This is a genomic window from Streptacidiphilus jeojiensis (assembly GCF_042510965.1).
Classification (GTDB): Bacteria; Actinomycetota; Actinomycetes; order Streptomycetales; family Streptomycetaceae; genus Streptacidiphilus; species Streptacidiphilus jeojiensis.
The window spans coordinates 120,260-133,884 of the sequence record NZ_JBEUKS010000006.1; the positions used below are offsets into that span (position 1 = coordinate 120,260).

The window sequence follows — 13,625 nt, forward strand, 5'->3', positions numbered from 1 at the left end:
AGGCCCCCCTTGTCGTCAGATAGACGATATCGGGTAACCCAGTTATCGTCAAGGTGACCAAATGGGCTGGTGGGGCGGCTCGGACAGCTCGGGCAGCCCGGACAGATCGCCGCCCAGCAGCATCCGCAGCACCTGCTCGTCGTCGGCCGACAGCGACGCGACGAAGCGGGACAGTACGGCCGCCCGGTCCGGATCGGACTCCAGCTCCCGGCGCATCCGGCGGGCCGTCAGCCCGTGGGCGTCGGTGACCGGTGCGTAGGCGAAGGCCCGGCCGCGCTTGTCGCGCGTCAGCAGACCCTTGTCGTGCATCCGGGAGAGCACGGTCACCACCGTGGAGTAGGCCAGGGTGTCGCCGAGCCGCCGCAGCACCTCTCCCGGGACCAGCGGCTCCCGCGCTGCCAGCAGCAGCTCCAGGACCTCGGCCTCCAGTGTCCCCAGGGGTCTGCGCCCACCCGCGCCCCCGCTGTCGCCCCCGCCATTCACCTGTCGGTTCCTCATCGTCTACAGTCCACTAGAACTTCTACGAGTCCGTAGAAGCTGAGTCTGCCACGCCGCCACCCGTGACCCCGGAGCAAGGCCATGCCCGACATATCCAGCAACCGAAGCGGCTCCACCGGAACGCGCGGCTCCACCGGGTCACGCGCGGCGGGCGGCCCGCGCGGACCCCAGGGGCCGGGTGGCGTCAACGGACCCCAGGGCCCGGGCGGGCCGGGCGGCCAGGGTGGATCACGTCGGGCCGACGGCCGCGGTCGGGGTCCCGCACCCCGGCAGGCCGCCGCGCCCGCACCGCGCGGCGCCCGCGCCTTCGTGGTCCGGGTCGGCCAGCTCTCGGTGCTGGCGCTGGTGGTGCTGCCGTTCGCGCTGATCGTCGGCGGCGGGCTGCTCGCCCTGGTGGTCGTGCTGCTGACCAGCTTCGGCTGACCGGACAGGACGGGCCCCGTAAGGGGCGCGATAAGGTTGCCGTGGTGTGCCGGGAAGTCTGGTCGGCCCGGGGACGGACCGCGCGTTTCGCCGCGGTGGCCCCGGTGGTGAGCCGGAGTTCCCGAAATGCGCGCAGTGGGCACGATCCTCGTCCTGGTGGTCCTGGCGACCGTCGTGGCCACGGGTGCGCGCCGCTGGCGCATCCCGGCCCCCTCACTGCTGGTCCTGGCCGGGCTGGGGGTGGCCCTGGTACCGGGCACGCCGCCGCTGCACATCGCCCCGCAGACCATCGCGCTGGTGGTGCTGCCCCCACTGCTGTACGCCTCGGCCGAGGAACTGTCGATGCGCGACCTGCGGCTGGTGTGGCGGCCGGTGACGGTGCTGGCGCTGGGCCTGGTACTGGCCTCCGCCGCGGCGGTCGGGGCGCTGGCGATCGCGGTGACCGGGCTGCCGGTGCCGATGGCGTTCGTACTGGGGGCCGTGCTGGCCAGCACCGACCCGGTCGCGGTCACCGCGCTGGGCCGACGGTTGGCGCTGCCGGGCCGGGTGCAGGTGCTGGTGCAGGCCGAGAGCCTGTTCAACGACGCCACCTCGCTGGTGCTGTTCAAGGTCGCGGTGGGGGTGGCGGTCGCCGGTGCCGCGGTGGACTGGCCGCACGCCGGGGGTGAGTTCCTGCTGCTGGCCGGCGGCGGCAGCGCGGTGGGCGCGGCGGTGGCGGCCGGGGTCGCGGTGGTGCGGCGGCGCACCGCCGACCCGGTGCTGGAGACGGTGATCGCCCTGGTCACCCCCTACAGCGCCTATGTGCTGGCGGAGAGCGTGCACACCTCGGGGGTGACCGCCGTGGTGGTGGCCGGCGTGGTGCTGGGACGGTCGGGGCACAAGCTGAGCGACGCCAGGATCAGGCTCCAGCTGCAGGCGGTGTACGGGGTCGTGGTCTTCCTGCTGGAGAGCGTGGTCTTCGCGATCGTCGGCCTGGAACTGCCCACGCTGGTACGGGAGCTGCCCGGCGGCACCGGCTGGTGGCCGCTGCAGGCGCTGGCTGTCGCCGCGCTGCTGATCGCGCTGCGGATCCTCTGGGTGCTGCCGCTGACCTCGGTGGTCAAACCGGTCGGCGGCACCGCCTCCTGGCGGGTGGCGGCGGTGGTGACCTGGGCCGGGACCCGCGGGGTGATGCCGCTGGCGGCCGCACTGTCGATCCCGCTGGTCGCCGCCGACGGCACCGAACTGCCCGGACGCTCGCTGGTGCTGGTACTGACCACCGCCGTGGTGGTGACCACCCTGGTCGCGCAGGGGCTGAGCCTGGCGCCGCTGGTGAACCGCTCCGGCATCGCCCTGGAGCCCGAGCACACGGCGCGCGAGGAGGCCCGGACCCGGCGGCGGCTGGCCGGTGTCGGCCTTGAGCACCTGGACCAGCTCGCCGACCTCGACGCCGCCCCCACCGCCGCGCTGGAGCAGGCCCGGCGCGCGCTGGACGCCCGGCTCCAGCACGACCAGCAGGAGGCCGGCGAACAGGGCCAGGGCGGGGGCGCCGGCTCGGTGCTGGCGGCCTACCGGCAGATCCGCCGCGAGGTGATAGCCCTCCAGGGCGGCGAGCTCCGGCGCCTGTACGAGGACCACCAGATCAGCGACACCACCCGGCGCCACCTCCAGTACGACCTGGACCGCGAGGAGTCCGCACTCGCCGAGGGGCCGTGACACCGGTACTGACCGGCCGTCAGGAATAGTGCCGCAGCCGCTTCCAGAGATCCGGCCAGGGCAGCAGCCGATCGCGGCAGACCAGGACCTGCTTGTGCTGCTCCTGGTTGTCCAGGCCGCGGCCGTTGTCGATCCGGGCGGCCAGGGTGCAGCTGCCCCAGTAGCCGGTCAGCTGCTCCGGTTCGAAGCCGACCATGATCGAGGGGCCGTCGCCGGAGGGGGTGCCGAAGTCGGCGTAGCCGTCGTGGTCGGCGTACGGGGTGGGCAGGCCGAGCGGGCGGCCGTAGTGGTCCAGGGCCCCGGCCTCGCCGTAGTTCTCGGCGATCAGGGTGGCGCCGGAGCGGTCGGCGGCCGACGGCAGCGCCCGGTACACCCCGGCGACGGTGGCGGTCAGTTCGGGCCAGCCGACGGTCTCGCCGTTCTCCGCGTTCAACGGCTGCACCAGGTGGTAGGTCGACACCGGCACCACGGGCAGCGCGGCGACCACCTCCACCAGCGAGAACACCACCCCCAGCACCGCCGCGAGCAGCACTGTGCCGGTGTGCCGCGCGGTCCGCGCCCGGTCCGGCCGCCAGAGCCAGTCCACCGCGGCCACCGAGCCCGCGGCCAGCAGCAGCGGGGCCCAGCCGGTCGCGTAGTAGGGCTTGCCGCCGGTGACCAGCACCAGGGCCAGCGTCACCGGATAGCCCACCGCGAGCAGCCGGTACCCGTCGAACTCCCGGCGGCGGGCCAGAGCCCACCAGCCGGCGATCCACAGCAGCGGGAAGGAGGCCTCGAACTGGAACGGCAGCAGCTGCACCCGCTGGGAGTTCGAGGAGATCTGCCGGGCCATGGTCAGCTGCGGCCAACCGTGCCGCCACTGCCAGATCAGGTCGGGCGTCCAGACCAGCAGGGCGATCACGGCTCCCGCGTACAGCAGCGGACTGCGGAACAGCGTCCTCGGTCCCACTGCCGCCGCGCTCAGCACCAGCGCCAGGGCCAGCAGCGCCACCAGGTTGTTGACGAGCAGTCCGACCCCGGCGGCGACCCCGGCGAGCAGCCAGAGCCGGTCGTCGCGGGTCCGCAGCCAGCGCAGCACCAGCCAGAGCAGCAGTGCCCAGACGCACAGGTCCACCCCGGAGGTGACGAAGAGGTGGCCGCTCACCAGCACCAGCGCCGAGAGCGCGGTGGCGACCGCGGCCAGCAGCTGGGAACGGCGGCTGCGCCGGGCGTCCGGCCCGGCCAACTCCCTGGCGCACAGCGCCGCGAGGAACACCGTGCAGAGCGCCACCAGCAGCGGCAGGGTCCGCAGCGCCCGCACCGAGTCGCCCAGCACCGCGGTGTCCAGCCGGACCAGCAGCGGCACCAGTGGCGGCTGGTCGGCGTAGCCCCAGGCCGGATGGTGGCCCGCCACCATGAAGTACAGCTCGTCGCGGTGGTATCCGTAGCGCCCGGCGGTGGCCTCCAGCAGCGCGGCCAGTACGGCCAGCACGGGCAGGACCTGGCGCCAGGCAATCCGTGGGAGCTGGACGGCCGCCATGGCGCGAGTGTGGCATGCGCGGTGCGGCCCGGACACCCCTCGAACGGTGCGGAACCGCGGCGGACCGGTCGGTGGTGACGCACGGTCCGGGTGGATGGACGGAGAGTTCGTACACCGTTTCTGCGCATAAATCACACACAAGTCCACTGTTCGATCATGTCCAGATCACCCTAGGCTGCGGGGATACCTTCTGGGCCGCAGGCTCAGCATCCTGCACGGAAGACCAAATGAACTACTGCTCGACGTGTCGGCGCCGGCTCAACGGCGCGCTGAACTGCCCTGGATGCGGCCGTCCCGCCGAGGAGTTGGCGCCGGAGGCGGTCGCCGGCGAGCAGGCCGCGCCGGACCGCCCGGCGGGTGACGGCCCCGGGGGCGACCGGCCCACGGCGGAACTGGTGATCCGGGAGCCCACCGCGGTCGCCCTGTACGGCGAGCTCTCGCCCGGGGACGGACTCGAACCGCTGGTCCCGCTCGCCGCCCCCGCCCGCGGGCGGCGCCGCAACCGCTCCCGCGGCAGCCGGATGCTGGCGTTGAGCACGGTGGGCATCCTGGCCGTCGGCGGTCTCGGGGTGCTCGCCCTGACCACCGACAACGCCACCGCCCCGGCGACGCCGGGCGCCTCCAGCGCTCCGGCCACCGGTATCGCCGACCCGCAGACCTCGACCTCGGCGGGCGACGGGAGCACCGGTGGCGCCGCCGGCGCCTCGTCCTCGGATCCGGCCTCGACCAGTCGCTCCGCGTCCGCGTCGGCCTCGGCGAGCCCCAGCGCCAGTTCCTCGTCGGCGCAGGCCTCGGCCTCGCACGCGGCGGCCAGCCCGTCCTCGCCCTCGCGGTCGGCCGGCAGTTCGGCGCCCGCTTCCGCCTCCGCCTCCGCGTCGGCCACCTCCTCCGCGGCCGCCTCCACCTCCCCCTCGGCCAGCCCCAAGCCGTCGGCCTCGGCCAGCTGCACCAGCCAGTTCCTGTGGTGGTGCACCAGCTGAGGCCCCCGCTCAGCGGCTGCGGTGCGGGTCGAAGTCGGGCAGCCAGGCCCCGGGGTCGTCCAGTCCGAGGCTGCCGACGCCAGCGGTGAGGGCGTCGACCGCGGCCAGCACCGTGGCGCGGGTCTCGTCGGCCCGCCGGACCAGGGACCAGGTCCAGTACGGCGCCGGGTCGGTCACCGGGCGGCGGACCAGATCCGGCGGCAGCGGCGCGGTCTGGCCCTTGGGCGAGTTGATGACGGGCCGTCGGCTGCGGCGGACGTGGTCGAAGAAGGCCGGGCCGGTGATCCCGCCGTCCCGGGTCCGCACCGCCCGGGCGCCGGTGTCGCGGGCCAACTGCTCGGCGTAGACGTTCCAGGACGACCAGGAGACGGTGTCGTCGTCCACCAGCACGGCGGTGGCGCGGGCCGGGACCGGGCCGGTGTCGTCGCCGACCGCGACCGCGTGCAGCCGGTCCGCGCCGATGAGCCGGGCCCGCAGGCCGTGCCGCTCCAGGTCCTCGTCGCGCACCCAGCACACCGCCAGGTCCAGGCTGCCGTCGGCGACCCGGGCCGCCTGCGCGTGCGAGGGCGCCACCCAGGGGTCGACGTGCAGCTGGGCCACCCCGAGCAGACGGGCGGACAGGTCCGGCGGCAGCCAGTTGACGAACCCGAGCCGCACCGGTTCGGAGCCGGACAGCTCGGCGGCGCGGCGCCGCAGGCCGTCGGCCCGTTCCAGCAGGTCCCGGGCCAGCGGCAGCAGGGCCGCGCCGTCCGCGGTGATCCGGACCGAGCGGCGGTCGCGGTCGAACAGCCGCACCCCCAGGTCCTGTTCCAACGACTTGATCTGCTGGGACAGCGACGGCCCGGCGATCAGCAGCTTCGCGGCGGCCCGCCCGAAGTTCAGCTCCTCGGCGACCGCCACGAAGTAGCGCAGCTGGCGCAGTTCCATTCCGCCGATGCTACGTCCGGCGCGGACCGCTCAGCTCACCGGCACGCTGAGGGTGCTGATCCGCTGGGCGGCGTCGGCTGCCGCCGGGTCGGCGGCGGCCAGGTCCAGCCGCAGCCGGGAGCCGCGGACCGGGTCGAAGGTGATCACGGTGGGCGCGTCGGAGGCGGTGGCCCAGCTGACCGAGGCCCCGCTCACCGGGACGTAGCGGTAGCCGTTCCAGACCGAGACGGTGACCCCGGCCGGCCGCGAGTGCACCGCGTCCACGGTGAACGACACCTCGACCCGGTCGAAGGTCTGCGGCCCCGCGTAACTGACGGACACCCAGCTCGCGGGCCCGGCACCGGAGAAGGCCGGCAGCAGCGCGGTGGCGCTCTTGGCGTAGTAGTTGGACCAGCCGGTCGCCGGGTTGCCGTCCAGCATCGCGGCGGGGACCGTGCTGGGCGAACCGGAGTAGCCCGCGTCCGCCAGCGGGTACACCGGCGCGGCCGGCCCCGGGTCCGGGACCAGTGCGGTCGGCGGGGTGACCGGCGCCGCGCCGACGCCGGTGGCGTGCACCAGGGCGCTGCCGGGGTGCAGCCCGGCCGAGGAGGCGCTGACGGCGAGCGTCCCCGGACGGGTGCCGGAGCGGACGACGGCGAGTGCCTTGCCGTGGAACGCGGTCCGGGTGCTGGCCTGGTAGCGTTCGGCGCTCTCCGGCCGGCCGCTGTCCACTCCGGCCAGCGAGCCGCCGCTGACCTGGAAGCGGATCAGGTTGTCCGCGCCGGGGACCACCGTTCCGTGCGCGTCCACGATCTCCGCGGTGACGTAGACCAGTGAGCGGCCGTCGGCGTCCACCGCGGTGCGGTCCGGGGTGAGCCGGACGGCGTGTGCGGCGTCGGCGGTGCGCAGCAGGTCGGTGGCGACGGTCCGGCCGCCGTGCCGGGCCACCGCCTTCAGCTCGCCCGGCGCGAACGGCACCTTCCAGGTCAGGTGCAGCTTGCCGGCGCTGCCGTTGGGGCTGGTGTAACTGCCGGGGTAGGGACCGCCGGTGACGGTCCGGTCGTCCCCGGTGGGCTCGGTGGTCTCCAGGTAGCTGCGGCCGTCGGTGGTGGTCTTGACGTCGAAGCTGCGCACCCCGAGCGACCTGCCGTTGAGGTAGAGCTCCACGCTCTCGGTGTTGGCGTAGGCCCACACCTCGACGGTGTCGCCGGGCCGGTGGCCGGTCCAGTCCATCGGCACCAGGTGGACCATCGGCTCGCTGCTCCACTGGCTGCGGAACAGGTGGTAGGCGTCCTTGGGGAAGCCCGCGGTGTCGACCGCGCCGAAGAAGGAGGACTTGACCGGGAAGACGTCGTACGGGGTCGGCTCGCCGATGTAGTCCGTCCCGGACCAGAGGAACTGACCGGCGAAGTAGCGCCGGTCCCGGTCCTTCTTGAGGCCGTACTCGCCGCTGATGGTCCAGGAGGCCAGGTTGTTGTCGTAGGAGGAGGTCTCCCGGCGTCCTGGGGAGTAGTTCTCGCCGGTGTTGAGCTGGTCCGGCTGCTGGTAGAAGCCGCGGGTGGAGGTCTCCGAGGAGGACTCCGACTCGAACAGGAACAGGTGCGGGTAGCGGGCGTGCAGGGCGTCCACCGAGGCGGCCGTGTTGTAGTTGAGCCCCAGCCCGTCCAGCTTGGCGAGCATCAGGTCGGCGGCCGAGCCGACGGCCGGCAGGCTGCGGTACTTGTCCGAGCCGATCACGATCGGCCGGCTGTCGTCCAGCGCCCTGATGTCGTCGATCAGCCGCTGCCCCATCGCCAGCCCGGCGGTGCTGGTGGAGTCGGGGATCTCGTTGCCGATCGACCACATCAGCACGGCCGGGGAGTTGCGGTTGGCCAGCACCATCTCGGAGATGTCCGCGTCGGAGTACTGGTCGAAGAAGCGGTGGTAGTCGTAGGTGTTCTTGCCGGTGTGCCAGCAGTCGAAGGCCTCCACCATCATCAGGATGCCCAACTGCTCGCAGACCGCGACCATCTCCGGCGAGGGCGGGTTGTGCGAGGTGCGGAAGGCGTTGACGCCCATGCTCTTCATGATGCCCATCTGCCGGAGCAGGGCGTCGGAGTTGATGGCGGACCCGAGCGCGCCCTGGTCGTGGTGCAGGTCGACGCCCTGGAGCTTGGCGTACTTCCCGTTCAGGGAAAGGCCGTTGTCCGGGTCGACGGTGGCGTGGCGGATGCCGAAGGGGGTGCGGTAGCTGTCGGTGGTCGCCCCGCCGACCCGCAGCTCGGTCTCCAGGGTGTAGCGCCGGGGGGTGTCGAAGGACCACAACTGCGGCTTGGCGACGGCGATCTCCTGGGTGGCCGTCGCGGTCGCCCCCGCGTTCGCTCCGGTGCCGGAGCCCGCCGCGACCTGCACCGTCGAGCTGCTGCGGCCGGCCACCCGGCCGTCCGGGTCCTTGACCGTGGACAGGACGGTGACCTGCTGCGCGGTGTCCGAGTCGTTCACGACGGTGGTCTGCACCCGCACCGTCGCGGTTCCGGAGGCGAGGGTGTCGGCGAGGCCGGGCGTGGTCACGTAGGTGCCCCAACGCTGGACGTGCACCGGGTCGGTGACGACCAGTCGGGCATGGCGGAAGATGCCGCTGCCGGAGTACCAGCGGCTGCTGGGCAGTTGGTTCTGGACCTTGACGGCGATGGTGTCGACGGTGCTGCCGTCGGTGTGCACCAGGTCGGTGATGTCCAGGGCGAAGCCGGTGTAGCCGTAGGGGTGGTTGCCCACCAGGGTGCCGTTGCAGTAGACGTACGAGTCCATGTAGACGCCGTCGAACTCCACCGAGATCCGCTTGCCGGCCAGTTCGGACGGCAGGGTGAAGCTGCGCCGGTACCAGCCGAGGCCGCCGGGGAGGAAGCCGGTGCCGCTGCTGGTGCCGGAGGCGGTGGTGGGGGTGAGTTCGATGCTCCAGTCGTGCGGCACGGCGACGGTGCGCCAGGCCGAGTCGTCGTACCCGGGCGCGGCCGCCCCGGCGTAGGCGCCGGTCGGGTCGGTCGCCGCGGCCGGGTTGACCAGGACGAAGCGCCAGTCGTCGGCCAGTTCGACGGTCCGGCCGCCCGAGGCGCGGGACGGGGTGGCGGAGACGGCGGCCGAGGCCGAGGCCGCAAGGGCGGGCAGGCCCCCGGCGACCGTCCCGGCCACCGAACCGACCGCACCTGCTACTAGGACTGATCTACGAGTGATCGCCACGGCGATCCCCTCTCCCGAGAGTCGGCGGCTCTGTTGAGGGCGGTGGCCAGGCAGGCATGGTGGTGCCAACGGATCAGAAACGAACACGATCAACCACTGAACCCCCACTGTGCACCAGATTCTGACAGCGTTCGACGTACACCCGTCAAGGGTCGTGCACCGTGTTCCTCGGGGCACCGCGGCCACCTGGGGGGATGGGAGCACCTGGGATGATGGAGCCATGGCAGAGCAGCAGCGCCCCGTGGGCCGGCGGCGCAGGGATCCGCAGTGGACCTACGACGTCCTGGTGGACGCGCTGCTGTCGCTGGTGACCGAGGAGAACCGGATCCCCACCGGCAAGGCGATCGCCGAGCGGGCCGGGGTGTCCGAGCGCAGCGTCTTCGTGCACTTCGCCGACCGGGAGGCGCTCTACGAGGCGGGCGCGCTGCGGCAGGCCGCGCGCTGGAAGGCGCTGGCCGAGCAGGTCCCGTCCGGGTGGACGACCAGCCGCAAGGTGGTGGCGCTGATGCGGCAGCGCGAGCGGATGTACGAGCTGATGACGCCGATCCGGCTGATCGGGCTGGGCCTGGAGCCGGAGTCGCCGGGGCTGCGCCGGGTCATGGCCCAGGGCGACCGGTGGTTCCGGGACGATCTGGCGGCGACCTTCGCCCCGGAACTGGCCGGGGTCCGTGGCGCCGGGGGAGCCGGCGGCCTGCTGGACGCCCTGGACGCGGCCGCCTCCTGGGCGTCCTGGAACCATCTGCGGGCCCGCCGGGGCCTGTCCGCCGCCCACGCCCGGCGGGCGGTCACCCGGACGCTGCTGGCCCTGCTGGGCTGACCCCGGCGGGGACGGCCACTACTCGAACTGCGCGTTCGAGGGCGCGGTCATCCGGCCCAGCAGCGGCAGTGCCGTCAGGATCGCGGCCACCGAGGCCAGCAGCCCCACGCCCATCAGGGCGAAGTAGGTGCCGTCCGGCGGGGCGAGGTGGGCCCGCTGCGGTACCAGGGCCAGTACCAGCGGCAACGAGGTGCCGAAACCGATCAGGGCGGCCACCACCGTCGCGGTGAGCAGCGGCAGCATCGACTCCAGCACCACCACCCGGTACAGCGTCGGGGTCGGCGTGCCGCTCAGCCGCAGCAGGGTGAACGGCCGCCGGCGCTCGACCAGGCTCCCGCCGACGGACACCGCCAGGCTGCAGCCCGCCACCAGGACGGTCAGGCCGACCAGCACCTCGATGACCCGTTCCGCCGCCCGGAGTTCGCCCGCCCGGGCGTCGCCGACCTCGCCGAAGGTCTGCGGGGGCTGGGTCACGCCGTTGGCCGACAGGTAGGTGGACAGCAGGGTGCGGATCTGTTCCAGGGTTCCGGCGTTGTCCACCCGGACCAGCACGGTCTGCAGGTCCAGCGCCGAGAGGTCGATCGAACCGGTGGTGCTGGCGGCGGTCACCAGCGGCAACTGCCGTTCCAGCGACAGCAGGTTGTCGTCGAACAGGGCCGAGAACTGCGCCTTGACGTCCTGGGCGCCCGGTGCGCACCGGCCGATCGCGCTGACGGCCGCCAGGTCGGCGCAGGCGGCGATCTGTGCGCCGCGTCCGCCGCCACCGCCGGCGCCACCGGCGTCCGAGTAGATCGGTACGACGGAGACTCCCGGGAACGAGCGCAGTCGTCCCAGCAGCGCCGCCGCGGTCTGCGGCGGCAGGCCGGCGGTGCTCGTCGTGCGGTCCTTCGTGTGGTCCTGGGTGCCGGTGGCGAAACCGGCCTGCAGCACATGGGTCAGCGACCCGGCGGACCCGGCGTTCTGCCCGGCGACCACGGACGGCACCAGGCCGCCGATGGCGGTGCCGACCAGTACGGCCAGGACCAGCCCGCTCACCGCGCGGAAGGCGGCCTTGGGGTTGTCCGCCAGCCGTCGCGCGGCCAGCAGCGAGGCGGGCCCCTTGACGAACCTGGCGACGACCCGGGCGACCTGCATAGTGAGCCAGGAGCCGCTGAGGATCAGCCCCACCATGATCAGCAGCACCCCGAGCTCGGCCAGCGCCAGCGCCGAACTGCTGGGCCCGCTCGTCGACTTGTTCTGGAAACCGAGCACCGCCAGCGGCCCCACGTAGATCACCAGGCCGAGCAGCAGCGGTGCCAGCCGCCAGGCTCCGGGCGGTGGCGGCGTGGCCCGGCGGCTGGTGCCCAGCGGGGAGATCCGCACCCGCCGCAGCGACCAGAGCGCGGCCAGCGCCGAGGCCAGCGGCACGACGAGGACCACGGCGGCGTAGTCGGCCGCGGAGGGGTCCACCACGGCGGGGAAGAACCGCGAGCCGGTGACGGCCAGGTCGTCGACGGGGGTGCGGAGCAGCTGGAACACGGCGATGCCCAGCAGGGTGCCCAGCAGCGCCCCGAGGGCGGAGTCCACCGACGCGATCACATTGATCTGCCGGGGTGTGGCGCCGACCAGCCGCATCGCCGCGTAGCGCTCCTCGCGCCGGGCGGCGGCGAGCCGGGTGGCGGTGCTGATCAGGATCAGCAGCGGGAACATCACCGCGATGGAGCCCAGGCCGAAGCCGTACTTGTAGACGTTGGAGGTGCTGATGTCGCTGTGCGCGTTGCTGACCCGGGTGACGTACTCGGTGCCCGAATCGGCGGCCAGCTGCGCCGGGGTGTGGCCGATGACCACCACCAGCTCGTCCGGTCCGCTGAGCGCGGCGTCGCCGACCAGGCCCGCCTGGGTGCCGGGGAACCGGTCGCCGAGCTGGTCGGCGGGGACCGACCGCAGCAGTGCGGCCAGCGCCGGCGAGACCACGAACTGCCCGGCGGCGGGCAGCTGCTGGAGGCCGGGGACGACCGGTTCGGCCGAGCCCAGGGCCGCCACGTCCAGCCGCTCGATCGTCCGGCCGCGGAAGTAGTCGTCACTGAGGTTCCACAGTGCGCCGGTGCCGGGCAGCGCCGTGCCGGCGGACTGACCGGCGTTCAGCGGGGTCCCGTGGGTGCACTCCCAGCAGGGGCGGTCCAGCAGGGTCTGGTAGCCGTTGTAGTCGGCGAGGATGGACAGCACCACCGCGACGCCCAGGGCGACGGCGGCGACGATGGTGGCGAGGCGCACCAGCGCCTCCCGGCCGCCCTGCAGGGAGAGCCGCAGGCCGAGACGGAACATCAGCGGCCGCCTTCCACCGGGTAGGGGCTGGTCACCAGGCCGTCGCGGACCATGACCTCGCGGTCGGCGTAGGCGGCGACCCGGGCGTCATGGGTCACCAGGACCACGGTGGTGCCCTCGGCCCGGGCCAGGTCGGTCAGCAGGTCCATGGCCCGCTCGCCGGTGAGCGAGTCCAGCGAGCCGGTCGGCTCGTCCGCGAACAGCACCCTGGGGTGGATCACCAGGGCCCGGGCTATCGCGACCCGTTGGGCCTGGCCGCCGGAGAGCTCGCCGGTGCGCCGGCCGCCCAGTCCGTCCAGCTCCAGCCGGGTCAGCCACTCGTCGGCCCTGCGGTAGGCGTCCTTGCGGTCGGCCCGGTTGAACAGCAGCGGCAGGGCGATGTTGTCGGCCACCGTCAACTCCGGTACCAGCTGGCCGAACTGGAACACGAAGCCGAAGGAGGTGCGGCGCAGCTCGGTGCGCCTGCTCTCGCTCAGCCGGTCCAGCCGGCCGCCGTCGAACCACACTTCACCGCGGTCCGGCGGGAAGATCCCGGCCAGGCAGTGGAGCAGCGTCGACTTGCCGGAACCGCTGGGGCCCATCACCGCCACGATCTCGCCCGCGTCGACGGACAGTTCGGCCCCGCGCAGCGCCGGGGTGCTGCCGAAGGAGCGGTGCAGGTCCCGGGCCTGGAGCAGCGGGCCCTTGGCCGTGGGGACGGCGGGGAGGTCCGCGGCGCTCATGAGGTTGCCACCAGATCCGCCAGGGTGGTCAGTCGGGCGGCGGTGAGGTCGATCCAGCGCAGGTCGGCCTCCAGATGGAACAGCCGGTGGTCGGCGAGCAGCGCGTCGACCGGGTCGCTGCTGCGCCGAAGCGTCGTCAGTTCCCGCATCCGCTGCAGGTGCGAGGCGCGCTGCCGGTCGAGGTAGCCCTCGGCGTCGCGTCCCAGCATCAGCGCCAGCACGACCTTGACGAACAGCACGGTCTGCAGGTTGGGGTCGCTGTCCACCGGCTCGGCCAGCCAGGACTCCACCTCGGCCCGTCCGGTCGGGGTGATCGCGTACCGCCTGCGGTCCGGACCGCTGCCGGACTCGCTCTCCCCGGCGACCACCTTGCCGTCGCGGGCCAGCCGGCCGAGGGTCGAGTAGACCTGGCCCGGGGGCAGCGGCTTGCCCCGGACGAAGTAGGTGTCGTAGTCGCGCTTGAGGTCGTATCCATGGCTCGGCTCACGGTCGAGCAGCCCCAACAGGGTCAGCGGAACACTCATGCGGCCACGGTACGCCGGGGA

The 13,625-nt window shown here is 73.4% G+C and carries 11 protein-coding genes; 4 read left to right on the forward strand and 7 right to left on the reverse strand.

Annotated elements, in window-relative coordinates; all coding sequences use genetic code 11:
• Window positions 1-48: 48 nt before the first annotated feature.
• Window positions 49-498: a BlaI/MecI/CopY family transcriptional regulator gene (locus tag ABUW04_RS18155; RefSeq protein WP_051725566.1), complete on the reverse strand. Its 450-nt coding sequence runs from the start codon at window positions 496-498 to the stop codon at window positions 49-51.
• A gap of 81 nt (window positions 499-579) precedes the next feature.
• Between ABUW04_RS18155 and ABUW04_RS18160 the strand changes: the two genes are divergently transcribed.
• Together ABUW04_RS18160 and ABUW04_RS18165 are read left to right on the forward strand one after the other, a co-directional pair.
• Window positions 580-921, forward strand: coding sequence for a hypothetical protein (locus ABUW04_RS18160; protein ID WP_380565736.1), 342 nt, complete (start codon window positions 580-582; stop codon window positions 919-921).
• A gap of 126 nt (window positions 922-1,047) precedes the next feature.
• A complete protein-coding gene (locus ABUW04_RS18165; protein ID WP_380565737.1) occupies window positions 1,048-2,616 on the forward strand; it encodes a Na+/H+ antiporter in 1,569 nt (522 codons plus the stop codon).
• A gap of 19 nt (window positions 2,617-2,635) precedes the next feature.
• On the opposite strand, the gene ABUW04_RS18170 is transcribed toward ABUW04_RS18165, so the two are convergent.
• Window positions 2,636-4,135, reverse strand: coding sequence for a glycosyltransferase family 39 protein (locus ABUW04_RS18170; protein WP_380565738.1), 1,500 nt, complete (start codon window positions 4,133-4,135; stop codon window positions 2,636-2,638).
• 227 nt (window positions 4,136-4,362) lie between these two features.
• Between ABUW04_RS18170 and ABUW04_RS39715 the strand changes: the two genes are divergently transcribed.
• Window positions 4,363-5,115: an SCO2400 family protein gene (locus tag ABUW04_RS39715; protein WP_449341751.1), complete on the forward strand. Its 753-nt coding sequence runs from the start codon at window positions 4,363-4,365 to the stop codon at window positions 5,113-5,115.
• 9 nt (window positions 5,116-5,124) lie between these two features.
• On the opposite strand, the gene ABUW04_RS18180 is transcribed toward ABUW04_RS39715, so the two are convergent.
• On the reverse strand, window positions 5,125-6,042 hold the full coding sequence (locus tag ABUW04_RS18180) for a LysR family transcriptional regulator (RefSeq protein ID WP_380565740.1): 918 nt from the start codon (window positions 6,040-6,042) through the stop codon (window positions 5,125-5,127).
• Window positions 6,043-6,072: 30 nt separating this feature from the next.
• Window positions 6,073-9,237: a glycoside hydrolase family 2 TIM barrel-domain containing protein gene (locus ABUW04_RS18185; RefSeq protein ID WP_380565741.1), complete on the reverse strand. Its 3,165-nt coding sequence runs from the start codon at window positions 9,235-9,237 to the stop codon at window positions 6,073-6,075.
• Window positions 9,238-9,457: 220 nt separating this feature from the next.
• On the opposite strand from ABUW04_RS18185, the gene ABUW04_RS18190 reads away from it, so the two are divergent.
• Window positions 9,458-10,054: a TetR/AcrR family transcriptional regulator gene (locus ABUW04_RS18190; RefSeq protein ID WP_380565742.1), complete on the forward strand. Its 597-nt coding sequence runs from the start codon at window positions 9,458-9,460 to the stop codon at window positions 10,052-10,054.
• 18 nt (window positions 10,055-10,072) lie between these two features.
• Here ABUW04_RS18190 and ABUW04_RS18195 read toward each other — a convergent pair whose 3' ends face one another.
• From ABUW04_RS18195 to ABUW04_RS18205, 3 genes are read right to left on the reverse strand one after another with little or no spacing between them, the layout of a single operon-like run.
• Window positions 10,073-12,358, reverse strand: a complete 2,286-nt coding sequence (locus tag ABUW04_RS18195; protein WP_380565743.1) for an FtsX-like permease family protein — start codon at window positions 12,356-12,358, stop codon at window positions 10,073-10,075.
• Window positions 12,358-13,080 (reverse strand): ABC transporter ATP-binding protein, encoded by a 723-nt coding sequence (locus tag ABUW04_RS18200; RefSeq protein ID WP_380565744.1) that lies wholly within the window; start codon window positions 13,078-13,080, stop codon window positions 12,358-12,360. Before ABUW04_RS18200 ends, ABUW04_RS18195 begins: the two co-directional genes overlap by 1 nt.
• Entirely contained in the window at window positions 13,077-13,604 is a 528-nt protein-coding gene (locus ABUW04_RS18205; protein WP_380565745.1) for a PadR family transcriptional regulator, read from the reverse strand. The genes ABUW04_RS18200 and ABUW04_RS18205 overlap by 4 nt, the downstream gene beginning before the upstream one ends.
• Window positions 13,605-13,625 lie beyond the last annotated feature (21 nt).

Excerpts from the sequence above, each read along its gene's own strand:
- ABUW04_RS18155 (WP_051725566.1), bottom strand. The coding sequence starts at position 498 with ATGAGGAACCGACAGGTGAATGGCGGGGGCGACAGCGGGGGCGCGGGT.
- ABUW04_RS18160 (WP_380565736.1), top strand. The coding sequence starts at position 580 with ATGCCCGACATATCCAGCAACCGAAGCGGCTCCACCGGAACGCGCGGC.
- ABUW04_RS18165 (WP_380565737.1), top strand. The coding sequence starts at position 1,048 with ATGCGCGCAGTGGGCACGATCCTCGTCCTGGTGGTCCTGGCGACCGTC.
- ABUW04_RS18170 (WP_380565738.1), bottom strand. The coding sequence starts at position 4,135 with ATGGCGGCCGTCCAGCTCCCACGGATTGCCTGGCGCCAGGTCCTGCCC.
- ABUW04_RS39715 (WP_449341751.1), top strand. The coding sequence starts at position 4,363 with ATGAACTACTGCTCGACGTGTCGGCGCCGGCTCAACGGCGCGCTGAAC.
- ABUW04_RS18180 (WP_380565740.1), bottom strand. The coding sequence starts at position 6,042 with ATGGAACTGCGCCAGCTGCGCTACTTCGTGGCGGTCGCCGAGGAGCTG.
- ABUW04_RS18190 (WP_380565742.1), top strand. The coding sequence starts at position 9,458 with ATGGCAGAGCAGCAGCGCCCCGTGGGCCGGCGGCGCAGGGATCCGCAG.
- ABUW04_RS18195 (WP_380565743.1), bottom strand. The coding sequence starts at position 12,358 with ATGTTCCGTCTCGGCCTGCGGCTCTCCCTGCAGGGCGGCCGGGAGGCG.
- ABUW04_RS18200 (WP_380565744.1), bottom strand. The coding sequence starts at position 13,080 with ATGAGCGCCGCGGACCTCCCCGCCGTCCCCACGGCCAAGGGCCCGCTG.
- ABUW04_RS18205 (WP_380565745.1), bottom strand. The coding sequence starts at position 13,604 with ATGAGTGTTCCGCTGACCCTGTTGGGGCTGCTCGACCGTGAGCCGAGC.